At 68.6% G+C, this 21,917-nt stretch carries 21 protein-coding genes; 9 read left to right on the top strand and 12 right to left on the bottom strand.

The annotated features are described in order from the left end of the window. Positions 1 to 13: 13 nt before the first annotated feature. The 8 genes from AC2D80_RS06305 to mltG form a co-directional block, all read right to left on the bottom strand. On the bottom strand, positions 14 to 1,525 hold the full coding sequence (locus AC2D80_RS06305; protein ID WP_484632118.1) for a tripartite tricarboxylate transporter permease: 1,512 nt from the start codon (positions 1,523 to 1,525) through the stop codon (positions 14 to 16). A gap of 13 nt (positions 1,526 to 1,538) precedes the next feature. After that, the gene (locus AC2D80_RS06300; RefSeq protein ID WP_484632117.1) at positions 1,539 to 2,027 is read right to left on the bottom strand and encodes a tripartite tricarboxylate transporter TctB family protein; all 489 of its coding nucleotides are present in this window, start codon (positions 2,025 to 2,027) and stop codon (positions 1,539 to 1,541) included. A 112-nt stretch (positions 2,028 to 2,139) separates the two neighbouring features. Next, positions 2,140 to 2,784 carry an ankyrin repeat domain-containing protein gene (locus tag AC2D80_RS06295; protein WP_484632116.1) on the bottom strand — a complete coding sequence of 215 codons (645 nt, stop codon included), beginning with the start codon at positions 2,782 to 2,784 and terminating at the stop codon, positions 2,140 to 2,142. A 60-nt stretch (positions 2,785 to 2,844) separates the two neighbouring features. Further along, positions 2,845 to 3,660: a TatD family hydrolase gene (locus AC2D80_RS06290; protein WP_484632115.1), complete on the bottom strand. Its 816-nt coding sequence runs from the start codon at positions 3,658 to 3,660 to the stop codon at positions 2,845 to 2,847. Positions 3,661 to 3,735: 75 nt separating this feature from the next. Then, positions 3,736 to 4,119 carry a PilZ domain-containing protein gene (locus tag AC2D80_RS06285; protein ID WP_484632114.1) on the bottom strand — a complete coding sequence of 128 codons (384 nt, stop codon included), beginning with the start codon at positions 4,117 to 4,119 and terminating at the stop codon, positions 3,736 to 3,738. Positions 4,120 to 4,171: 52 nt separating this feature from the next. Continuing rightward, positions 4,172 to 5,191 (bottom strand): DNA polymerase III subunit delta', encoded by a 1,020-nt coding sequence (locus AC2D80_RS06280; protein ID WP_484632113.1) that lies wholly within the window; start codon positions 5,189 to 5,191, stop codon positions 4,172 to 4,174. Continuing rightward, the gene (gene tmk, locus AC2D80_RS06275; protein ID WP_484632112.1) at positions 5,188 to 5,853 is read right to left on the bottom strand and encodes a dTMP kinase; all 666 of its coding nucleotides are present in this window, start codon (positions 5,851 to 5,853) and stop codon (positions 5,188 to 5,190) included. The genes AC2D80_RS06280 and tmk overlap by 4 nt, the downstream gene beginning before the upstream one ends. Positions 5,854 to 5,856: 3 nt before the next feature. Next, on the bottom strand, positions 5,857 to 6,876 hold the full coding sequence (mltG, locus tag AC2D80_RS06270) for an endolytic transglycosylase MltG (protein ID WP_484632652.1): 1,020 nt from the start codon (positions 6,874 to 6,876) through the stop codon (positions 5,857 to 5,859). Positions 6,877 to 7,027: 151 nt separating this feature from the next. On the opposite strand from mltG, the gene ygfZ reads away from it, so the two are divergent. Continuing rightward, positions 7,028 to 7,939 (top strand): CAF17-like 4Fe-4S cluster assembly/insertion protein YgfZ, encoded by a 912-nt coding sequence (gene ygfZ / locus AC2D80_RS06265; RefSeq protein ID WP_484632111.1) that lies wholly within the window; start codon positions 7,028 to 7,030, stop codon positions 7,937 to 7,939. Between the two features lie 28 nt (positions 7,940 to 7,967). Continuing rightward, the gene (locus tag AC2D80_RS06260) at positions 7,968 to 8,810 is read left to right on the top strand and encodes an NRDE family protein (RefSeq protein WP_484632110.1); all 843 of its coding nucleotides are present in this window, start codon (positions 7,968 to 7,970) and stop codon (positions 8,808 to 8,810) included. A gap of 19 nt (positions 8,811 to 8,829) precedes the next feature. Here AC2D80_RS06260 and AC2D80_RS06255 read toward each other — a convergent pair whose 3' ends face one another. Both AC2D80_RS06255 and AC2D80_RS06250 read right to left on the bottom strand, forming a co-directional pair. Then, on the bottom strand, positions 8,830 to 9,696 hold the full coding sequence (locus AC2D80_RS06255; protein WP_484632109.1) for a YbgC/FadM family acyl-CoA thioesterase: 867 nt from the start codon (positions 9,694 to 9,696) through the stop codon (positions 8,830 to 8,832). Between the two features lie 31 nt (positions 9,697 to 9,727). Continuing rightward, entirely contained in the window at positions 9,728 to 10,711 is a 984-nt protein-coding gene (locus AC2D80_RS06250; RefSeq protein ID WP_484632108.1) for an alpha/beta hydrolase, read from the bottom strand. Between the two features lie 82 nt (positions 10,712 to 10,793). Between AC2D80_RS06250 and AC2D80_RS06245 the strand changes: the two genes are divergently transcribed. The 7 genes from AC2D80_RS06245 (at position 10,794) to AC2D80_RS06215 (ending at position 19,865) form a co-directional block, all read left to right on the top strand. Beyond that, positions 10,794 to 11,930 (top strand): iron-containing alcohol dehydrogenase, encoded by a 1,137-nt coding sequence (locus AC2D80_RS06245; RefSeq protein ID WP_484632107.1) that lies wholly within the window; start codon positions 10,794 to 10,796, stop codon positions 11,928 to 11,930. 346 nt (positions 11,931 to 12,276) lie between these two features. Next, a complete protein-coding gene (locus tag AC2D80_RS06240; protein WP_484632106.1) occupies positions 12,277 to 12,531 on the top strand; it encodes a response regulator transcription factor in 255 nt (84 codons plus the stop codon). 35 nt (positions 12,532 to 12,566) lie between these two features. Then, positions 12,567 to 14,096 carry a hypothetical protein gene (locus tag AC2D80_RS06235; protein WP_484632105.1) on the top strand — a complete coding sequence of 510 codons (1,530 nt, stop codon included), beginning with the start codon at positions 12,567 to 12,569 and terminating at the stop codon, positions 14,094 to 14,096. Between the two features lie 45 nt (positions 14,097 to 14,141). After that, positions 14,142 to 15,614, top strand: coding sequence for a hypothetical protein (locus AC2D80_RS06230; protein WP_484632104.1), 1,473 nt, complete (start codon positions 14,142 to 14,144; stop codon positions 15,612 to 15,614). 11 nt (positions 15,615 to 15,625) lie between these two features. Next, positions 15,626 to 16,279, top strand: coding sequence for a glycoside hydrolase family 19 protein (locus tag AC2D80_RS06225; protein ID WP_484632103.1), 654 nt, complete (start codon positions 15,626 to 15,628; stop codon positions 16,277 to 16,279). 5 nt (positions 16,280 to 16,284) lie between these two features. After that, the gene (locus tag AC2D80_RS06220) at positions 16,285 to 17,433 is read left to right on the top strand and encodes a hypothetical protein (protein WP_484632102.1); all 1,149 of its coding nucleotides are present in this window, start codon (positions 16,285 to 16,287) and stop codon (positions 17,431 to 17,433) included. Between the two features lie 197 nt (positions 17,434 to 17,630). Next, a complete protein-coding gene (locus tag AC2D80_RS06215; protein WP_484632101.1) occupies positions 17,631 to 19,865 on the top strand; it encodes a winged helix-turn-helix domain-containing protein in 2,235 nt (744 codons plus the stop codon). On the opposite strand, the gene trhO is transcribed toward AC2D80_RS06215, so the two are convergent. Both trhO and AC2D80_RS06205 read right to left on the bottom strand, forming a co-directional pair. Beyond that, a complete protein-coding gene (gene trhO / locus AC2D80_RS06210) occupies positions 19,844 to 20,791 on the bottom strand; it encodes an oxygen-dependent tRNA uridine(34) hydroxylase TrhO (RefSeq protein WP_484632100.1) in 948 nt (315 codons plus the stop codon). The two genes, AC2D80_RS06215 and trhO, sit on opposite strands and share 22 nt — an antisense overlap. A 39-nt stretch (positions 20,792 to 20,830) precedes the next feature. Next, positions 20,831 to 21,907, bottom strand: coding sequence for a phospholipase (locus tag AC2D80_RS06205; RefSeq protein ID WP_484632099.1), 1,077 nt, complete (start codon positions 21,905 to 21,907; stop codon positions 20,831 to 20,833). Positions 21,908 to 21,917 lie beyond the last annotated feature (10 nt).

Raw genomic sequence — 21,917 nt, 5'->3', positions numbered from 1 at the left:
CGGCGGGTCCCGATCAGTCTTCCACGAACGCTTCCTCGCGTTTTTTCTTGATCGATGGCAACAACACGATCACCAGCAACAGCACCGCCACGGCCAACAGCGAGGCCGAGATCGGGCGAGTCACGAACACCGACCAGTCGCCGCGGGAGATCAGCAGCGCGCGGCGCAGGTATTCCTCCATCATCGGGCCCAGGATGAAGCCCAGGAGCAAGGGCGCCGGTTCGCAGCCAAGCTTGATGAACAGGTAGCCAATCAGACCGAACAGCGCGACCATCCAGATGTCGAAGTTGTTGTTGTTGGTGCTGTACACCCCGATCGCGCAGAACAGGATGATGGCCGGGAACAGCCAGCGGTACGGCACGGTCAGCAGCTTGATCCAGATGCCGATCAGCGGCAGGTTGAGGATCACCAGCATGGCGTTGCCGATCCACATGGAGGCGATCAGGCCCCAGAACAGCTCGGGGTTGCTGGTCATCACCTGCGGGCCCGGCTGGATGTTGTGGATGGTCATGGCACCCACCATCAGCGCCATCACGGCGTTGGGCGGGATGCCCAGGGTCAGCAGCGGGATGAAGGACGTCTGCGAGCCGGCGTTGTTGGCCGATTCGGGCGCGGCCACGCCGCGGATGTTGCCCTGGCCGAACGGCACTTCGCCGGCCTTCAGCTTGGTCTTCTTCTCGATCGTGTAGGCCGCGAACGACGACAGCAGCGCACCGCCGCCCGGCAGGATGCCCAGCACCGAGCCCAGCGCCGTGCCTCGGATCACGGCCGGCAGCATGTTCTTGAAGTCCTGGGCGGTCGGGAAGATGCCGGTCACCTTGCCGGTGAACACGTCGCGCTTCTCGTCGCCGTGGGACAGGTTGCTGATGATTTCGCCGTAGCCGAACACACCCATGGCAATCACCACGAAGTTGATGCCGTCGGTGAGCTCCGGGATGTCAAACGAGAACCGGGCGACGCCGGAGTTCACGTCGGTGCCGATCAGGCCGAGCAGCAGGCCCAGCACGATCATGGCCAGCGCCTTGACCAGCGAACCCGACGCCAGCACCACGGCGCCGATGAGGCCCACGATCATCAGCGAAAAATACTCCGACGGGCCGAAACTCAGGGCCACCTCGGTCAGCGGCGGCGCGAACGCGGCCAGCACCAGGGTGCCGACGCAGCCAGCGAAGAAGGAGCCCAGACCGGCGGCGGCCAGCGCAGGCCCCGCCCTGCCCTTGCGCGCCATCTGGTAGCCGTCGATCACGGTGACCACCGACGACGACTCGCCCGGCAGGTTCACCAGGATCGCGGTTGTTGAGCCGCCGTACTGAGCGCCGTAGTAGATGCCGGCGAGCATGATGAGGGCCGACACCGGCTCCAGCCCGTAGGTCACGGGCAGCAGCATGGCAATGGTGGCCAGCGGGCCGATGCCGGGCAGCACGCCGATCAGCGTGCCGAGCAGGCAGCCCACGAAGGCGTACAGCAGGTTTTGCAGCGTGAAGGCCACGCCAAAGCCGAGCGACAGGTTGTTGATCAGGTCCATGGCAAGGCTCCGGTCAGGCGGTCAGAAACGCAGGCCACACCGGGAACTGCAGGTTGAGCATGTAGACGAAGGCGCCGTAGCTGCCCACCGCCAGGATGGTGGCCAGAATCAGCGACTGCTTGATGGAGGTCCCGGGCTGGGCGAATCCGGCAATGATCACCAGCGCGTACAGCGCCACGATCAGCCCGAACGCCGGGATGCCCAGCGCGGGCACACCCACCAGCAGCGCGCCGAAGGCGAGGTTCGCGCCCAGCACAAAGACCAGCGGCCGCCAGGCGATCGCGCCCACCGGGTCGCCATCGGGGCCCCCCTTGCGGAAGGACTGGACCGTGATGATCACGCCCAGCACCGCGAGCAGCACGCCCAGCATCAGGGGAAAGTAGCCCGGTCCCATGCGGGCCGCGGTGCCGACCTCGAACTCGCGGGCGCCCAGCGCGAACGCAGCGCCCACCACGGTGAACATCAATCCGGAGAGAAAGTCTTTTTGGCTGGCCAGTTTCACGGCGTCTCCTGTGGTCAACAGACGGCGCGATTGTGGGGGCCGCCCCACCCTGTCCTGCTTGTGGGTTACACCTACGGGGCCCCCGCCCCCGCCCGGGGGTGTCGCGCCCGGCTCACCAGCGGCCCGCGGGCTGCCGGGCGCGTACGAAGGCGGCAATCAGGGCGGCCGCTTCCTCGCGGTTGGCGCGCTGCGCGAAGTCGATCGCGGTCAGGCCCTGCTCGTTGCGCAGCAGCGGATCGGCGCCCTCCTCCAGCAGCAGCTTGACCACGGCCGGGCTGCCGTAGTGCGCGGCCATCATCAGCGGGGTGCTGCCATTGGGCGATTCGGCGTCGATGTAGGCGTGGTGTTCGAGCAGCAGCCGCACCATCGGCACCGCGCCGGGGCCAGCCTGGGTGGCGGCGTAGTGCAGGGGCGCCCAACCCGGTTTGTTGACCTCGGCCTGTCGCGCGATCAGGCGCTCGGCCAGGGCGAGCTGCCCCTTGAGGGCCGCGATCATCAGCGGCGACTCGCCGGCCGCGTTGCGCACCTCGACGTTCACCGATGGGTGGCCCGACAGGAACGCGGCCGCTTCCCACGCTTCGTCCTTGAGCGCCAGCAGCAAAGGGTGCTCGCCGTTTTCGTTCACCGTGTTGAGGTCGAAACCCCGCGCCGCCAGGGTCCGCAGGCGGGCCGGGTCATCGCGCTTGATCGCGCTGAAAAACTCGTTGAAGGAGTTCGCATGCGCCGGTGTCGCCAGCCCGGCGACCAGCAAAAGCACGGGGAAAAATACTGCTAAAACAATGAACTTTCTGAGACTCTTCATGCGATGGATGAGGTGTCAGGCGGCGGCCACCCGCCGGAACAGGGCGTCAAAATTGCGCGATGTGTGCTCGGCAACCGCTTCCACCGGGAGTCCCTTGAGTTCGGCCACCTGCCGCGCCACCCACGGCACCAGCGCCGGCGTATTGGTCTTGCCCCGGTGCGGGACAGGCGCCAGATAAGGGCTGTCGGTTTCGATCAGCAGGCGGTCCAGCGGGACGAATCGCGCCACGGCGCGCAGGTCTTCGGCGTTGCGGAAGGTGAGGATGCCGGAGAAGGAAATGTAGAAGTCAAGGTCCAGCGCCGCCCGCGCCACCGCCTCGGTCTCCGTGAAACAGTGGAACACGCCGCGCGCCCGCGGCAGGTCGCCGGGCGCCGCGCCGCCGGCAAACCCGCCGGTCTCGCGCAGGATGGCCAGGGTGTCCTCAGACGCCGCGCGGGTGTGGATCACCAGCGGCAGGTCGGTCTGTCGGGCGGCTCGGATGTGGGTGCGAAAGCGCTCGCGCTGCCAGGCCATGTCGGCCACGGTGCGGTCCCCGAGGCGGTAGTAGTCCAGCCCGGTTTCGCCGATCCCCACCACGCGCGGGCGCGCTGCACCCGCCAGCAGGTCGTCCAGGGTGGGCTCGCGCACGCCCTCGTTGTCCGGATGCACGCCCACCGTGGCCCACAGGTGGTCGTGCGCGGCGGCCAGACCGGCCACTTCGTCGAACTCCTCCAGCGTCGTGCAGATGCACAGCGCACGGCTGACCTGCGCGTCCTGCATCGCGGCCAGCACCTGCGGGAGCTGCGCGCGCAACTCAGGGAAGCTCAGGTGGCAATGGGAATCGGTGAACATGGCAGCGAAAAAGGCGGGACGGGGCGAATTGCCGCGCCGGCGCGGCGCACGCCAAGAGGGACGGCCGCCGGGGTGTCAGAGGGTCTGGGTCGGTTTGTCCGAGCCCAGGCTGGTGCCGAGGATTTCCTCGATCTTGATCTTGAGCTGCCGCGACTTCTCGTCCGCCGGGAACCGGATGCCCACCCCCTGCGTGCGGCCCCCCTGGGCCTTGGCCGGGGTGATCCAGGCCACCTTGCCGGCCACGGGGTAGCGCTGCGGATCGTCGGGCAGGCTCAACAGGACGTAGACGTCGTCACCGAGGCGGTAGTCGCGCGCGGACGGGATGAAGATGCCACCGTCGGCAAACAAGGGGATGTAGGCAGCGTAGAGCGCCGCCTTTTCCTTGATGGACAGCTGAATCACGCTGGGGCGCGCGGCGGACGACGCGGTGGCGGCGGGCTGGGCGGGCGTGGTGCTCATGAGTTGGCGAGTGTAGCGGCTGGCCCCGCGCAGACGCAGCGGATGGGGCCATTCAGGGACGCGCGGTGGCGCGTGCGCCCAACACCTGCCGGGCCCGGGCGGCCCAGGCTTCCTGCTGGAGTCCCCCGTTGAAGGGATGTTCCACGTGCCGCGCGGCCTCCAGCAGCTCGCGCGACCAGGTGGCCAGCGCCGACGGCCGGGGCGGCGGCGGCAAGGCGTCGGACGGGAAGAAACGCGGCCGCCCGCCGGCCGCCACGGCGCTCAGGTCGTGGCAGAGCTTCTGCAGCGCACCCAGTTGCGCCGCCGGTGCCCAGTCGGCCAAGGAGGTCCAATCCCCCGCGGCAAGCGCCCGCGGCAGGCCGCGCCACACGGCGGCACTCAGGCCCGCGCGGGCCCACACGAGCGCGTCATCGGGCCGGCCGCCCGCGGCCTGCCAGCCGGTGGCGGCGGCATCGCGGTCGCGCACGCCGGGCTGCGCGGCCAGCCAGTCCAGCGCCTCGCCCTCGGTGGGCCAGTGCAAGGCGTGGGTCTGGCAGCGGCTGCGCAGCGTGGGCAAGAGCTGGTGGGCGGCGTCGGTGGCCAGCACGAAACGCACGTCGCCGGGCGGCTCCTCCAGCGTCTTGAGCAGGGTGTTGGCGGATTCGATGTTGAGGCGGTCGGCCGGGTAGATCAGCACCCCTTTGGTGCGACCGCGGCCGCGCGTCGTCTGGCCGAAGGCCACCGCGTCGCGCGCGGCCTCCACCCGGATCCATTTGCTGGGCTTGCGTTTCTTGTCGTCCAGCTCTTTCTGGGTGGACTCGTCCAGCGGCCAGCCGAGTGCCAGACTCAGTGTCTCGGGCATCAGCACACACAGGTCCGCGTGGGTGCGGACGTCGATGGCGTGGCAGCTCTCGCACTGGCCACAGGCCCCGGTCGGACCGGGCCGGTCGCAGAGCCAGGCGCTCACAAGCGCCAGCCCCAGCTCGTACTGACCCAGGCCCGAGGGTCCGCTGAGCAGAACAGCGTGGCCACGCTGAGCCAGCAGGTCAACCAGCTGCCGTTGCAGCCAGGGCGCCAGCGCGGCCGCGCTCACGCAGCCTCCGCCGCCAGCCAGCCGCGCGCCACCAGCACCGCGCGCACCGCCGCACCCACTGTGGCCGGGCTGGCGTGGGCATCGATGCGGGCGAAGCGCCCCGGCGCGGCCGCGGCGCGGGCCGCGTAGCCGCGCGCCACACGCTCGAAAAACGCGCCGGGCTCGGCCTCGAAACGGTCGGGCGCGCGCGCCCCGGCGAGGCGTTGGGCGGCCACGGCCGGGGGCAGGTCGAACCACAGCGTCAGATCCGGCTGGCGTAGACGGCCGTCCTGCGTCTGCACCCAGGCCTCCAGCGTGGTCAGCACCCCGAGGTCGAAACCGCGCCCGTGCCCCTGGTAGGCGAAGGTGGCGTCGGTGAAACGGTCGCACAAGACGACGCCGCCCGCGGCCAGCGCGGGCTCGATCACGCGCTGCAGGTGGTCGCGGCGGGCGGCGAACATGAGCAGCGCCTCGCACAGCGGGTCCATCGGGTCGTGCAGCACCAGGGCGCGCAGCTTTTCGGCCAGGTCGGTGCCGCCGGGTTCACGGGTCAGCGTGACCGCCTGGCCCTGGGCGCGGAAGGCGTCCGCCAAGGCGCCGATGTGGCTGGACTTGCCCGCGCCGTCGATGCCTTCGAACGTGATGAACAGGCCGCCGGGGGGGCGATGGGGGGCGTGGCTCATGGATCAGCGCTGCAGGATGTAGCGGCGCACGGCCGCGTTGTGCGCGTCCAGCGTGGCGCTGAACTGGCTGGAGCCGTCGCCGCGGGCCACGAAATACAGCGCGTCGGTGGCTTCCGGCCGCACGGCGGCGCGCAGCGAGGCCAGGCCTGGCATGGCGATCGGCGTGGGCGGCAGTCCGGCGCGGGTGTAGGTGTTGTAGGGCGTATCCGTGTCCAGGTCACGGCGGCGCAGGTTGCCGTCGAAACGCACGCCCAGGCCGTAAATGACGGTCGGGTCGGTCTGCAACCGCATGCCGATGCGCAGCCGGTTGGCAAACACGCCGGCGATGCGTCCGCGATCCGCCTCGAGCCCGGTTTCCTTCTCGACGATGCTGGCCAGGATGAGCGCCTCCTCGGGCGATTTCAGCGGCACCGACGGGTCGCGCGCGGCCCACACTTCCGCCAGCCGCTCGTCCATGGCGCGCGCGGCCGCCACCAGCACGCCCGAGGCCGGGCTGCGCCGGGCCACGCGGTAGGTGTCGGGGAAGAAACGGCCTTCGGGGTGGACGCCGGGTCGGCCGATCAGGGCCATGACCTCGGCCATGGCCGCATCCGTCGCCTGGGCGGGGTTGCGCACGGACAGGTCGTCGCGGAGTTCCGGGGTGTTGGCCAGCGCCTGCAGGACCTGCCGTGCGGTCCAGCCTTCGATCAAGGTCACGCTGATGAGCGACTGCTCGCCGCGCACCAGCTTGCCCAGCAGCGCGGGTGCCGTGGTGCCGGGCTCGACGGCATAGAAGCCGGCCTTGACGTCGCGCGACTGCCCCGACAGCCGTAGCCCCGCGAACAGCAGCCACGCCGGGACCTGAACGCCCGCGTCGCTGATCCGCTGCGCCACGCCGCGCGCGCCGGTCCCGGGGGGGATGTCCACGTCCACCGTCGCGCCGCCGGCCAGCGGCAGGGGCTGCTGCAGGGCCCACCACAGGCCCGCGCCCCCGGCCAGCGCCACCAGCAGGGAGCCGATCAACAGGGCTTTGAGCAGGCGCAGCACGGGCGTGACGGCATCAGGGTCATGGGGCCGGCCATGATAATCGACGCCCTGCCGACACCCCACCGATGCCACCGCCCTGCCCTGGCGCCGACCGGCCCTCATGGTGTCTGCGTTTGCGCCTGTTTCGTCTCCTTTCCGAACCCGCCCCATGACGCCACCCCCGACGTTTTCCGGCATCGCCGCCCTGCCCGCGCTGGGCGTGATTCGCGCCCAGGGCGCCGATGCGGCCAAGTTCCTCCACGGCCAGCTCACCCAGGATTTTTCGCTGCTCGGCCTCTCCGAGGCGCGGCTGGCGGCGTTTTGCTCACCCAAGGGCCGGATGCTCGCGTCCTTCGTGGCGGCCAAGCGCGCGCACGACGACATCGTGCTGGTGTGCCGCCGCGACCTGCTGCCGGCCACGCTGAAGCGGCTGCAGATGTTCGTGCTGCGCGCGCAGTGCAAGCTCAGCGACGCCAGCGACGCGTTGGCCCTGCGTGGACTGGTCGGCGCCGCCGTGCCGGCGGCGCTGCCGGCGCCTGACTGGAGCCAGTGGCGCGACGGGGAGGCCAGCGTGCTTCGCCTGCCGGCGGCCGATGGCGTCGCCCGGGCGCTGTGGATCGCGCCGCTGGAGGGTTCACCGGCGCCCGAAACCACGCTCGACACCACGGTGTGGGACTGGCTGTCCGTGCGCAGCGGCGTGGCCACCGTCGGTGCTGCGGTGGCCGATGCCTTCGTGCCGCAGATGCTGAACTACGAGTCGGTGGGCGGTGTGAACTTCAAGAAAGGCTGTTATCCCGGCCAGGAAGTGGTCGCGCGCAGCCAGTTCCGCGGCACGCTCAAGCGCCGCGGCGTGCTGCTGGCGGCCAGCGGGCCGGTCGCAGCGGGCCAGGAGGTGTTTCACGCCGCGGACGCCGAGCAGCCCTGCGGCCTGATTGCCGAGGCGGCGCCCCGGCCCGACGGCAGTGGCTGGGAGGCGATCGCCGCCCTGCAGACCAGCGCGCTCGACGGCGGCGCGCTGCGCGCGGGCGACGCCACCCTCACCCCCCAACCCCTGCCCTACCCGCTGCGGGACGACATCTGAGCGCGGTGCGACTCGTCGACGCCACCCCATGTGCCTGATCGCCTTCGCCCTGGACGCCGCGCCGGGCGTGGCCCTGCGCATCCTGGCCAACCGGGACGAAGACCTTCATCGGCCGACGGCGCCGCTGCACCGCTGGACGCTGGACAACGGCACCCCGGTGATCGCCGGACGCGACCTGCGCGACGGCGGGACCTGGCTGGGCATCACGCCCGCGGGCCGGGTGGCCCTGCTGACCAACGTCCGCCAAGCCGACCGGGAGACCGCGCCGCGCAGCCGCGGTGAGCTGGCCACGCGCTGGCTGGCCGGCGGACACGACGTGGCCGGCTTCGCCGACGCCCTGTCCCCCGCGGATTACGGCGGCTTCAACCTCGTGATTGGCGACCTGGCCGGCGGTGGCTGGGCGTGGCTGTCCAACCGCGACCCGGAAGCGCCCCACGCGCCGCAGCGCCCGCTCCTGCACCGGCGCGCGCTCGGCCCGGGGCTGTACGGCCTGTCCAACGCCAGCCTCAACACCCCCTGGCCCAAGACGCAGCGCCTGCTCGCGGCGCTGGACGCGGCGGTCCGGACCCCGCCCCGCGCGGACCACGCCTCCGCCGAACCGCTGCTGGACACCACGCCCGTGCCCGACGAGGCCCTGCCCCGCACCGGCGTGCCGCTCGACTGGGAGCGCGCGCTGGCCACGCCCTTCGTGCGCGCGCGGGAGCGCGCCCCTCACCACGCGTATGGCACGCGCAGCAGCCTGTCGCTGACGGTGTCCCGTGGCGCTGACGGGTGGGCAGCGCACGCGAGCGAATGGACCCACGTCCACGACGGGCAGGCCCCCACCCTGGACCCGGCCCGGCACCGCAGCGAGCGGGTGGTGCTGGGCTGAGGCACCGCGGGCCGCGCGCTCAGAGCGCGCGCACCATGGTCACGTGCGGGATGCCGGCCTCTTCGAAGGGCTCGCCGCGCACCGCAAACCCCAGCCGCAGGTAAAAGCCCTCGGCGCTGCGCTGCGCGTGCAGGACCACCTCGCGGTCGCCTCGTGCGCGGGCGGCCTCGCTCAACGCGGCCAGCACCTGCGCCCCGAGCCCGCCGCCACGCAGCGGACGCATCACCGCCATGCGGCCGATCTTGGCCACGCCCGGCTCACCCCCGCGCAGCAGCCGCCCGCAGGCCACCGTCTGGCCGATGCGGTTGGTGACCACCGCGTGCACCGCGCCCGCGTCCAGCGCGTCGAGTTCGAGCGACTCGTCGATGCGCTGCTCGCGCACGAACACCTCGGTGCGCAGTCCTCGCGCGGCCGGCCCCAGGGTGGCCCAGTCGCCGACGTGGACCGACGTGACCGGCCCGCCGGCCTCGTAGTCGGTCAGCAGCGCGCGCAGGGCGTCGGGCACCGGGCGCGACGACTGCGTGGCCGGGTCGGCGTAGACGTAGACGATTTCGCCACTGATCAGGTGCTGGTCGCCGCGGAAGATCGCGCCGCGAAAGGTCATGGAGCTCTTGCCGATGCGCTCGCACTTCATCGCGACATCGATCTGGTCGTCCATCTCGGCCGACGCATGGAACTCGACCGTGGCCTTCACCACATACAGGTCCCCGCCCAGGTGCGCCATGCCGGCCTGGTACGGAAACGCCAGGGCCCGCCAGTACTCGGTCACCGCGGTGTCGAAGTACATCAGGTAGTGGGCGTTGAACACGATCTTTTGCATGTCCACCTCGGCCCAGCGCACGCGCAGGCGGTGGAAAAAGCGGAAGTCGGCGCGGGTCAGGGGCATGTCGGTGTCTCCTCGGGACAGGCAGGGGAATTCAGGCCACGCCCCACGCGTGGCGCAGGGCGCGGGCGGCGTCTTCGTGGGCGGTCAGCGCTTCCGGCACGGCGCGGCCGAACTGGATGAAGCCGTGCACCACGCCGCGGTAGATCTCCAGATCCACCGCCACGCCGGCCAGCCGCAGGCGGTCGGCGTAGGCGATGCCCTCGTCGGTCAGCGGATCGCATTCGGCCAGCCCGATCCAGGCGGGCGCCACGCCATCGAGCTCGCGCAGGGCGCCTTCGGCGTCCACGCCGTCGAGGGGGGCGAAGCGCCAGTCGTCGCGGTCGGCGGGCCCGCGCAGGTAGTGGCCGAAGAAGTAGTCGATGTGCGCTTTCTCCAGCACGAAACCGTGGGCGAAACGGTGGTGGCTCGCGGTGGCCTGATGGCCGCCGCAGCCCGGATAGAAGAGCAACTGCAAAGCCAGCGGCAGCCCGGCGTCGCGCGCGGCGATGGCGGTGACGGCGGCCAGGGTTCCGCCCGCGCTGTCGCCGCCCACGGCGATGCGACTGACGTCCAGCCCCAGTGCGGCGCCCTCGGCGCACAGCCAGGCCAGGCTGTCCCAGGCATCGTCCACCGCGGTCGGGAACGTGGCCTCGGGCGCCAGCCGGTAGTCCACCGACACCACGGCGGCGTGCGCCAGGTGGGCCAGTCGCCGGCACAGCGGCTCATGGGTGGCGATGCTGCCCACGGTGAAGCCGCCGCCGTGGAAATACAGCAGCACCGGAAGACCCGGGGCGTCGCTGGGTGCGTACAGACGCGCCGGCAGGCTGGCGCCGTCGCGGGTGGGAACGCTCAGGTCCTGCACGCGCGCCAGGGCGTGGGGGGCGATGTCCAACACGCCCGCGCCGGCCGCATACGCCGCGCGGGCCTGGAGGGGCGACAGCGCGTGGAGCGGGACATGACCGGCCCGGTCGATGCGATCCATCAGGGTTCGCATCACGGGCGTGAGGAGTGAGCGGGGATTGGAGGGGTGGCTCATGAAACAATTGTCGTTTTAGCGACAAAATTAGGGGCCGCGGGCCACTACAGTCGTTGCCCCGCAACCTTACCCGGAGTTCCCCGTGGCCCAAATCCTGTATGTGACGAACATCCTGATCGACTTCGGCGCGCTGGCGCAGTTGTCGGCGGAATGCGATCGCATCGGCATCGCGCGTCCGCTGGTCGTCACCGACGCGGGCGTGAAGGCCGCGGGGCTGCTGGACCGGGTGGTGGCCGCGCTGCCGGGCCGCGCGCCGGCCGTGTTCGATGGCACCCCGTCAAACCCGACCGAAGCGGCGGTGCGTGCGGCCGCGGCGGTGTACCGGACGCAAGGCTGCGACGGCCTCATCGCGCTGGGCGGGGGCAGCGCCATCGACTGCGCCAAGGGCGTGGCCATCGCCGTGGCGCATGACGGGCCGCTCAAGACCTACGCCACCATCGAGGGCGGTTCGCCCAAGATCACCGCCGCCGTGCCCCCGCTCATCGCGGTGCCCACCACGGCCGGCACCGGCAGCGAGGTGGCGCGCGGCGCCATCCTCATCGTCGACGACGGACGCAAGCTGGGTTTTCACAGCTGGCACCTGGTGCCGCGCACCGCCCTCCTCGATCCCGAACTGACGCTCGGGCTGCCGCCCCTGCTCACGGCCGCCACCGGCATGGACGCCATCGCGCACTGCATGGAAACCTTCATGAGCGCGGCCTTCAACCCGCCGGCCGACGGCATCGCGCTGGATGGCCTGCGCCGCGGCTGGGCCCACATCGAGCGCGCCACCACGAATGGCGCCGACCGCGAAGCCCGGCTGCAGATGATGAGCGCCAGCATGCAGGGCGCCATGGCCTTCCAGAAGGGCCTGGGCTGCGTGCACAGCCTCAGCCACAGTCTCGGCGGCATCAACCCGCGCCTGCACCACGGGACCCTCAACGCGGTGTTCCTGCCGGCGGTGGTGGCCTTCAACGCACAGACCGAGTCCATGCGGCGCGAGCAACGGCTCGACCGCATGGCCCAGGCCATGGGCCTGACCTCTGGCAGCGACGTCGGCGACGCGCTGCGCGACATGAGCGCCCGCCTGGGCCTGCCCAGTGGGCTGGCCGCGATGGGCGTCACCGCCGACGTGCACGACGCGGTGATCGCCGGCGCGCTCGCCGACCACTGCCACAAAACCAACCCGCGCACCGCCAGCGCGGACGACTACCGCGAATTGCTCCACGCATCGCGCTGAACGAACGCGGCATTGGTCGCGCCGCGTTCCACCATTCCATCAGGGTCAATCCCTGGGCTAATTGCCTGATCCGATTGGATCGGCGCAATCCTGCGCATTCGTCCATCGATTAGTCACCCTAGCCCCGTCGCGGGAGGAATCTCCACGCTCGCCAACAGCGATGGAGAATGGGCCATCGACATCGAAAATTGAGCCTTTCGTTAGCATTGGGTGAGACCTTGAACGAACGGTGAATGCAAACTGCCTCCACGCATCAACCCAGATGCCTACACGCAGGGGGAAACGGCCCGACGAGGCCGTGGCCATTTGTCTTTCACCCAGGTTTCATTTTGACAGGAGTTGGAATATGAATGCACATTTGACGGGCGCCGGACACCCGCAGGAAACAAGCCTCACCGCCCGGGAGGCCGAAATTCTTGATCTGATCGCACAAGGCCTGACATCCAAACAGATTGCCCGTCAATTGAATATCAGTCCATACACCGTGAATACCCATCGAGACAATCTCCGGCGGAAATTGAATGTGCACAACGGCGCCCAACTCGCTTATTGCCAGGCCGCCCGCGCTGCGGCCCTTCAATCCAAATCAGTGCGATTCTGACACTGCAACATGTTTGCCCCATCAAGGAGTCACCCATGACCACTGCCATTCCCTATTCCCCCAATCTGGTGCTCGGCAATATTGTCGACAAAGAGGCCATGGACACCATTTTGGAGATCGCCAAAGAGACCGCGCCGATCGAGAGCGCGAAAGACACGCTCAATTCGTTTATTTCATTGAAACGAAGCCTGGACATGACGGTCCAGGAGTTGATCAACATGCAGATGGACCCGAAGGACCTGATCAAGAAAGTGGCGGACGTGGGGGTGCAGGTTGACACGGCCGCGAAGGAGTACGGCAAGGTCCAGATCGCCCAGCAGCGCAAGCTCCAGCCCCTGCGCGGCAAGCTGCGCCTGGTGAACGCGCCGTTGGAAAGTCCGATTGACTACAACCGCTGCAGTTTCAAGCTCATGCCGTTGGCGGCCGACTCGATCAAGATCGACGCGCAGTACTTCAGCTTCGACAAGAACGACCAGAACATCAGCAACACGCTGTCGCACATCAAAGACTACGTGTCGGGTGCCACGTCCGTGCTGGGCAATGAAAAGTCATTCCACATGGCCGAAACGGTCGCCAAACAGACCCAGAAGCAGAAACAGACCCACGACATCGAGGGCACGCTGCTGATCACGGCCAGTTGTACCCACAAGATGGCGACCTTGCTCTCGCCGCTCTTCCTCGACCCCGACAAGGCGATGCGCGCCTGGAACGCGCTCTACCCCAACGACAAGCTCAGGATCAAGGAAGAGGACCTCGAAGCTGCTCTCAAGCAGAGCGGTACCGAAGAGGAAAGGGCGATGCACATCATCTCCGGCTTCACCACGGGTTCCAGCTTCGTGGGGATGGTCCACATCCTGCGTCAGGAGTTCACGGACTCCAGCGAATCGGCTGCGAGCGACGCGCTGGACATGGCGGCCCAGATCAAGGTCGGCCTGATTGGCTCGGGCATGGCAGGTGGCTTTGGCTTCGCGGGCGGTGGGGGCTTCACCGGCAGTTTCAGCGAGTCGATGAAGCGCTTGCTGAGCAAGACCAGCATCAACGCCCACGTCAGCCTGGTCACGGCGGGTTTCATCCCCAGCATCAAGGCCAACCCCGTGAAGATCGGCGTCAAGAAGTTTGCCTCGTTCGATCCGAGCGCAGACATGACCCAACTGCTCAAGCTGGACAACTTCACGCAGAACCAGATTGCCACGCTGCAGGCTTCCGCCACCGCGGCCCGCACCAAGGGGGAATTTGTGTCGCTGAAGACCGCCACCATCGAGTCGGTGATCGGCGGCCTTGCCGCCATGGAGCAGGAAGCCAACAGCATGTTGGACATCAACTCGATGATGGAAGCCTTCAACGACTACATCACCGCGGCCACGGAAGACCAGGCGGGCAAGGAAACGACCGGCACGATCGGTGTGCCCATCAACTACATGCTCAAGCCGATCACCAAGCTGCAGATTGCGCAGCTCTGGGTGAACAAGTATTTCCCGGGCAAATACAAGGCGTTCCAGGGGGACGACGCTGATGTGCCACCGCCGGCGCAGCCCGGCGCCGAAGCCACCCCGGCTCAGAGCTGAAGTCCCGGCCTCGCCATTCCTCATCCCTGATTCCGGAGAAACGTCATGCCCTCGTCCATTCCCTACAACCCGTCGCTCGTGCTGGGCAGCATCGTCAAGCCCGCCGCTGTCAAAGAACTGCTGCAGATGTCGTCGCTGCTGGCGCCGGTGGATGCTGCCCAGGAAACGCTCAACTCCTACATTGCGCTCAAGCGCAGTCTGCAGATGACCGTCGACGAACTGGCCAACATGAACATCATGCCCGGCGAACTCATCGAGGAGATCCAGCAGGTGGACGCCGACCTGCAGAAGGCCGCGGTTGATTACGCCACGGTGCGCAGCGAAACCGAGCTGAAGCTGCAGCCCCTGCGCGCCAACATGCCCTCCGTCAACGCGGCGACGGAGAGCCCGATCGACTTCAAGGTCACCGAGCTCAAGCCCATGCCTTTGGCCGCCGACTCGCTGAACATGGACTCGCAGTACTTCACCTATGACAAGAACGATCAGGACGCCACGAACACCGTCGGTAGCATTCGCTCGTTCGTCTCGGGCTCTCTGGCCATCATGGACACCACGATCGCGGGCGAAGTGGCCCGGACCACGGCCAATCAGATCAACCGCCAGCGTCAATCCCACGACATCGCCGGCACGCTGGTGATCACGGCGACCTGCACGCACCGCCTGGCCAATGTGTTCGCCCCGCTGGTGCTGGATGTGGACAAAGCCATCCGCGCCTGGAACGACGTGCACCCCAACAGCGCCGACAAGATCAAGCCCACGGTCGAATTCATGACCAAGGCCCTGGCTGGTGAAGGGAAGGCCGACGAACCCTCGATTCAGATCATCTCGGGCGTGACGTACGGATCAAGTTTTGTCGGCATGGTCCACATGCTGCACAAGCAGTCCACGACGTCGTCCCAGGACATGGAAAGCAAGGTGTTTGCGGCCGAGGTGACTGCTCAGAAGGACAGCTTCTTTTCGTCGCAATCTGGCGGGCTCGGAATCGATGACGAGCAGGCCTCTGACATCAAAAAGATGCTCAGCACCGAGTCGGTGTCATCGCACGTCACGGTCATCAGCAACGGCGTGATCATGAGCATTGCGCCCAGCGAAATCGCCACGGCGGTCGACATGTTTGTCGAGAGCAACGAAGCCAACAGCATGGCCAACCTGGCCACCCTGACCACCCAGGCCGGCGAGAACGCCAACCAGGGCCTTGAGTTGGCCGCTCAAGCGCGAACGGGCCAGTCGATGGCAGACGTCCGGCGCGCAGAGATCACCTCGGTCCTTTCCGCCATCTCCAAGATGGAGACCACCACCAACAAGGTGCTGGATGTCAACTCGCTGGTCAAGGCGTTTGATGACTACGTGGCCAAGGCCAAAGCAGGGGGCGCCATCGGCGTTCCCCTGAACTACTACCTCAAGCCGATCACCCTGAGCCAGATCGCGCACCTGTGGATCAACAAGTACTACCCGGGCCGCACGCTGGAAGTCGAAGGCGATGACCGCAAGGCCGCGGCTGAGAAAAGCGGCGCTTGAGGACCGTGGTCGTGGACACTTCGACGCTGGCTGCCCTCACCTTGCGCCCGGAGGACGACGTGGCCGTCTGGGTGGATCCGCTGGACCAGGCCATGGCGGCCTTTGCCATCGACACACCCGCGCGCCAGGCCGCCTTTCTCGCGCAGATCGTGCACGAGTCCGACGGGCTGGCCCATCTCGTCGAGAACCTGAATTACAGCGCGGCGCGCCTGGTGGCGGTGTGGCCCCACCGCTTCTACCTGCCACCCGATGAGGACGGCGAGCGACTCTTGGCAAGCGACTACGAGCATCAGCCGGAACGATTGGCCAACGTCATCTACGCCCATCGGCTGGGCAATGGCGATGTCGACTCGGGCGATGGCTGGCGTTTCCGGGGTCGGGGGCTGATCCAGCTCACTGGTCGGCGTCTGTACAACGAGGCGGCGCAGGCGCTTCAGGCAGACCTGCTGAACCAGCCAGAACGGTTGCAGCAACCCGACCTCGCCGCCTTGAGCGCTGCCTGGTACTGGTCGCGCGTGAATGGCAACAGCCTGTCGGACACGGAAAGCGCTGACGACTTCGCGCACCTCACGCAGGCCATCAACGGGCAACTGACCGGCGAGGAGCACCGCGTCGCGCTGTGGCAGCATGCCCGGTCGCTGCTGGGTCTGCCAGCGGCCGGCTGAGTGGCATGGGCGCTGCCTTCGACCGCTCCTGGCGCCCTGTCCCCGCGCTGCTTCAGCTGGTTCTGTGGGCGCTGGCGGGGCTGACCGCCGTGGCGGCCCGCGCCGACCCCCCGGTGCACCCGGCCGGGGTGGACGACGGTCCCGTGGTGGTGGCAACCAGCCCCACGGTGCAGCTCAACCGGGTGCTGAACGTGCGCGTCCAGGGGCTGGCCGCGTGGCGGGCGGTCCCCGGGCACTCCCCCTGGCGGCTGGTGCCCTATATCAACGGCCGCGCCATCTTGAAGACCTACCCGGTGGCGGTGAATCTGGAAACCGGGTGGATTCGCTACCACCTGCGTCCCAACGATGACAGCCGCGAGGCCTGGGCCGAGTTGCTCACCCCACTGGGATTCACGCGGGAGGTCGGCCTGTCGGTGGGCCTGGAGCTGCAGGATCCGCTGCGCAGCCGCTTCGAGCCGCCGATGGGGACGGTTCGCCTGGTGATGGTGGACGTTGATCTCGCTGCCGCGGCGAGTGGGGTGATGGTGTGTGCCCTCCTGGCCTTCGTGGCACTGGCGTTGCGCACCTCGCTCCTGATGGAGCTGGTCACGACTGCGGGCGGCGATCAGGAGTGGCGATGGAGCCTGTCCAAGGTTCAGCTGGCCACGTGGTTCTTCCTGATCTTTGGCGCCTTTCTGGTCATCTGGCTGGTGACCGGCCGCATCGACACGATCAACGCATCCACGCTGGGTACGCTGGGCATCAGCGCCGGCACGGCGTTGGGCGATGCGTACACCCGAAGCAGGCAGTCGTCGCCGCTGAATTCCATGGAGTCGCGACCCAAACCGCCCTGGCGCCGGCTCGGCGTCGAACTCATCAGCGACGACAAGGGCTACTCCATCTTTCGCTTCCAGATGGCGGCCTGGAGCCTGCTGTTGATGGTGGTCTTCGTGGCCGACGTGCTGGTCGATCTGATCATGCCGGTGTTCAGCCCCGAGTTGCTGTATCTGTTGGGATTGAGTTCAGGCACCTTTGTCGCCCACCGGCTTCCCGACGTCCTGCACAGCGCGCCGGCGTCCAAGGCGTCCGGTGCAGCCCCTGCGGCCCCTGGGGCTCCCGCGACCCCGCCCGTGGCGCCACCCCCACCGACTGCGCCCTCGGCGAAGTCGGGCTGACGGCCGTGGGTTGCGAGGTTGCAATGGTTACTAAAGTAATCATTTTCAACTCGACGACACTCTTTTCAATTACATTTTTGGGCTGTCTACAGGAACAAGGAAACCTCGCAGAGGTGGCAGGGAGTGCGGGCCGGCTGTCCAGCGGGCGCTCTCGCCCACACGACGGCGCCTGAGTTCCCACCACCAGAAGGCCGCCCATGAACAAGAAGATCAGTGACTCCGCCCGGGAGGAGTTCCGATTTGACGACGTGGTTTTGCGCAGCGACACGCGCGAGCTGTGGCGCGCGGGTCAGCTCCAGGCCATCGAGCGGCGGTCGTTCGATCTCCTGCTCTACCTGATTCGTCAGGAAGGTCGGGTGGTCAGCAAAGAAGAGCTGCTCCAGAACGTGTGGGGCAACCAGTTCGTCTCCGACTCGGTGATCGCCCAGAGCATCATGAAGGTGCGCAAGGCCCTTGGCCTGTCGGGTCGCGCGACCGGCCCCATCAAGACGATCCATCGCATCGGGTACCGCTTCACCCAGTCCGTCGAGCGCGAGGTGCACCCCGACCCCGCAGCCCAGTCCGAAGGGGATCTCCCGGCTGCCCTCCAGCGGGTGCTGTGGCTGAACACGGTGGTGCCACCCGATCAGGGGTCGCTGGCCTGGGCCCGCACAGGGCTGGTCCCGGTCGCCCACCACGTGATGCAGGCCCACCGGCTCGAGACCGTGCCCGTCAGTCCCGATGCCGATCCGGTCGACGCAGCGTCCTTTTGGCCTCTCGCCCGGCGCCGGCTGGAGCAGGAGGATGTGCATGCCATCGTGGGAAGCTGGCTCACGATCGAGAGCGCCCAGTTTGCCTTGACCTGGTGCCTCGCCGGTGCGGGGGAGGAACAAACCCGCCATCTGCTGGGCGACTCGCCCGCGGAGTTGGCCCTGCGGGCGGCCACGGAGATTGCCCTGGTGCTGCGCCTGCATCTTCCCCAGAGCCTGTCGGCCACGCAGCGTGAACAGTATCTGCAGGATCTGTTGCCCTTGGTGCGGGCGGCCGAGCAGCATCAGCTGATTGATCGTGCCGGTCCGCTGCTACTGAGCCTGGCCGATCACCCGCGTTGTCCGCCAGCGATCGCGGTCGAACTCGCGGCGGTGCTGGCGCGACGCCACCACCCGGCAGCGCTGCCGCAGGTCCAGCGGCTGCAGGCCCTGGCGCGGCGGGACAAGCGACCGGGCCTCGACAGCTGGTCACAGCAGTGCCTGGCGCTGTACCACCTTTATGGCCGACAGCCAGCCCTGGCCCGCCTCTACGCCACCCAGGCCGAGGCCATGCTGGACGACACGAAGGCCGAAAACCTCCAGCCACGCGCGCTCTACACCGCCGGTCATCTCCGCGCGCATCTGGGCGACCGCGGCCACGCGCAGGAGCACTGGAACCGCCTGCAAGCCATCGTGGCATCGTCCCAGGACCCCAGCGCCGCTGCCTGCGTCGATCTGGCCCGGACCGAGCAGTTGCTGCTTGAAGGCCGTCACGCCATCGACCAGAGCCAGTTTGCGGAGTTGCTGCTGCGCGCGCGCCAGCGCGGGCAACATCCGCTCGCGGCGTGGGCGCAGATTGGCATGGGCTTGCACCACGCGTGCGTCGGCCGTTTTGACCGTTCGCTCGAGGCGCTGGACGCTGCCGAGCGCTGCGCGGACCAGTCCGGGGAGTGGCGGGTGACCTTGTACGGCCGGTGGCAGCAGGCGCTTCTGGCCGCCCGCATGGGCGATCGCAACCGCCTGCATGCGCACCTCTTGCGCTTGCGGGAGCCCGTGTACACCGCCTCGCCGCTCGGCCGCGCCTTGGCCCAATGGATCGAGGCACGTCACCTCGCCCTCGAGGATCGGTGGAACGACGCCCTCGCCCTCAGCAGCCTCACCCTGCCGCAACTGGCCGATTTCGGCCTTTGGTGGCCGGAAGACCAATGGCTCTGGACCGTGCAGGCCGCGCTGCGCGTTGAAGACCGCACCGCCGCCCTGCGCACCCTGCAGAAGGCCGAAGCCGGTCCACCCGGCTCCGCACCCCGACGCGCCGTGGTCCGCCTCATGAAGGCCTTGCTGGCCTGTCACGACCGGCAAATGCCGGTGGCCCTGGATCATGTGCACGCCGCCCAGCCCCTGGCACGGGACAGCTTTCTCGCGCCGGTGTGTCAGGTGTTGCAGGTCTGGCTGGACTTGCTGATGGGACAGCGGCCAGGGCTGGATCGGCTGGACAACCTGCACCACTGGATCGTTCAGACGCGCTCGGGCCGCCTGTTGCACACCGTGGTTCGCGAGGGCCTGGGGCTGGCCCGTACCGACAACGGCCCGCGGCCCGGCATCGTGGTCGGCGCTTTGGACGGCAGCACCACGCTGCTCACGCCCCTCACCGCGGCCGAACCGGGCCCGGCCACGGTCCCGAGTCAGCTCCCGCTGCCGCTGTGACCTGGCACGCTGCCGACATGGCGTTGACCGCGGGCAGCGGCCAGTTCGACCTGTCGCTGCCGCTCGGCCAGTGCCGCCCGCTCGGCCTCGGATCGCGTGCCATGGCAGCGAGGGCAACTCACGCCGCGCACGAAGCGGGGTGAGGCCCGGTCTTCGGGCGTGACCGGCCAGCGGCAGGCGCGGCACAGTTCGTGCGGGCCGGGCTGCAAGCCGTGGCCCACGCTCACGCGCTCGTCGAACACAAAACACTCGCCCCGCCACGCGCTCGCCTCGGCCGGGATCTCTTCCAAGTACTTGAGGATGCCGCCCTCAAGGTGGTACACCGACTCAAAGCCGCGCGCCTTGAGCAAGGCGGTCGACTTCTCGCAGCGGATGCCGCCGGTGCAGAACATGGCCACGCGGCGGCGCCGTCCGGCCTCGCCTTGCAAGTGGGGTTGCGCGTCCAGCCAGTCGGGCAGGTCGCGAAAGCTGGCGATGGCCGGATTGACCGCGCCCTCGAACGTGCCGATGGCGACTTCGTAGTCGTTGCGGGTGTCGATCAGGAGCACGTCGGGCTCGCGGATCAGCGCATTCCAGTCGGCCGGCTTGACGTAGGTGCCCACGGCGTGTGCCGGGTTGGCTTCCGGGCGCCCCAGGGTGACGATCTCGCGCTTCAGGCGCACTTTTAGGCGGTGGAACGGCGGCTCATCGCTCCAGCTTTCCTTGGCCTGCAGCGACGCCAGGCGCGGATCGGCGCGCAGATGCGCCAGCACGGCCCGCACCCCGGTTTCCGGGCCGGCGATGGTTCCGTTGATGCCTTCGGGTGCGAGCAACAGCGTGCCGCGCACGGCACCGGCCTCGCACACGCGGCGCAGCGGGGCCTGCCACGCGGCGAAATCAGGCAGATCGACGAAACGGTAGAGGGCAGCGGTCAGGAAACGCGGCATCCGCCGATTATCGCGGCCGCCCCACCCCCACCGATGCGATCACAGCGGTTCCACGCGGGACAGATCCGGGTTCGCCAGCCATTGCTCGAACTCGTCGGCGAGCTGTCGACTGGCTGACGTGGCGGCCGACCAGGCCTTCACCCGGGCCTCAAGGTCCTGGCCGTAGCGGGTGAAGTCGCTGCGGTCGGGCAGCTTGCCATTGGGCAGCCGGCGCACCCAGTCGGGATCGGGCGCGAGGACGACCATGGCGTCCAGGGCCGGTGTGCTGCGGTGGCGGTGCTTCCAGGCCTTGTCCAGCCAGCCGGGCACGACCGATTTCTGGAAATGCGGATACAGCACGATGGGGCTTTGCACCGGCGGTCGGTAGTGCAGATGCAGGTGATAGTCGGTGATGCCCCCGTCCCAGTACGTACCCGCCGGCGCTCCGGCGATCGGGTGCACCGGGCGCAGCATGAACGGGATGGAGCAGCTGGCCTGCAGCGCGTCGTGGAAGTTCGCGCTGGTCAGCGGCACCTGACGTGTGCGCAGGTCGTGGGCCGCGAAGGGCAGCGGCGCGCCGTCGCGGGAGAACACCACGCGCTCCAGCCATGCACCCAGGGACGGTCGATGAAGGGCGTTGGCGGCAAACGCCGCGAGGTAGCCCAGCGGAGTGCGCCAGCGGCCTTCGTTGGCGAGCAGCCGGCGGCCGCGCGAGGTGACGATGTGCAGCCGCCAGCGCGGGTGGTTGAGCACGTCCGGCACCCGATCGCCATAGAAGGCGCGCAGGTTGCGCCCGAAGGTTTCGCTGACCTGGTCGGGGGTCGGCCGCTTCTGGCCGGGCGGCAGCTCGTAGTGCTGGTGGATGTAGTCGTGCTCCAGCCGCTCGAAGGCAGCGACCGCGTGAGGCAGGCAGGCCGTGGCCATGCGCCACGCGCCGATGGAGGCGCCGATCAGGTCGACGGGATGACCGCTGTCGCGCAGCCAGTGGCCGAACAGAAACCGGTCAAGGGCCAGCAGGATGAGACCCTTGGGGCCGCCCGCGGCGGCCGGAATGGCGCCCACATCCTGGGGACGCAGCCCGTGGGCGTGGAGGTGTTGCAGGGCGCGGGGCCCGGCGTAGATTCTCAGGGCCGGCATGGGCGAGATT

Source organism: Hydrogenophaga sp. T66 (assembly GCF_057219855.1).
Note: the sequence above shows the minus strand (reverse complement) of the source record. Positions and strands in the feature narration are given on the sequence as shown.

Coding starts and splice junctions, on each gene's coding strand:
- AC2D80_RS06235 (WP_484632105.1), top strand. CDS start 12,567: ATGACCACTGCCATTCCCTATTCCCCCAATCTGGTGCTCGGCAATATT.
- AC2D80_RS06260 (WP_484632110.1), top strand. CDS start 7,968: ATGTGCCTGATCGCCTTCGCCCTGGACGCCGCGCCGGGCGTGGCCCTG.
- AC2D80_RS06205 (WP_484632099.1), bottom strand. CDS start 21,907: ATGCCGGCCCTGAGAATCTACGCCGGGCCCCGCGCCCTGCAACACCTC.
- AC2D80_RS06290 (WP_484632115.1), bottom strand. CDS start 3,660: ATGTTCACCGATTCCCATTGCCACCTGAGCTTCCCTGAGTTGCGCGCG.
- AC2D80_RS06250 (WP_484632108.1), bottom strand. CDS start 10,711: ATGAGCCACCCCTCCAATCCCCGCTCACTCCTCACGCCCGTGATGCGA.
- AC2D80_RS06230 (WP_484632104.1), top strand. CDS start 14,142: ATGCCCTCGTCCATTCCCTACAACCCGTCGCTCGTGCTGGGCAGCATC.
- ygfZ (WP_484632111.1), top strand. CDS start 7,028: ATGACGCCACCCCCGACGTTTTCCGGCATCGCCGCCCTGCCCGCGCTG.
- AC2D80_RS06220 (WP_484632102.1), top strand. CDS start 16,285: ATGGGCGCTGCCTTCGACCGCTCCTGGCGCCCTGTCCCCGCGCTGCTT.
- AC2D80_RS06305 (WP_484632118.1), bottom strand. CDS start 1,525: ATGGACCTGATCAACAACCTGTCGCTCGGCTTTGGCGTGGCCTTCACG.
- trhO (WP_484632100.1), bottom strand. CDS start 20,791: ATGCCGCGTTTCCTGACCGCTGCCCTCTACCGTTTCGTCGATCTGCCT.
- AC2D80_RS06215 (WP_484632101.1), top strand. CDS start 17,631: ATGAACAAGAAGATCAGTGACTCCGCCCGGGAGGAGTTCCGATTTGAC.
- AC2D80_RS06285 (WP_484632114.1), bottom strand. CDS start 4,119: ATGAGCACCACGCCCGCCCAGCCCGCCGCCACCGCGTCGTCCGCCGCG.
- tmk (WP_484632112.1), bottom strand. CDS start 5,853: ATGAGCCACGCCCCCCATCGCCCCCCCGGCGGCCTGTTCATCACGTTC.
- AC2D80_RS06240 (WP_484632106.1), top strand. CDS start 12,277: ATGAATGCACATTTGACGGGCGCCGGACACCCGCAGGAAACAAGCCTC.
- AC2D80_RS06255 (WP_484632109.1), bottom strand. CDS start 9,696: ATGCCCCTGACCCGCGCCGACTTCCGCTTTTTCCACCGCCTGCGCGTG.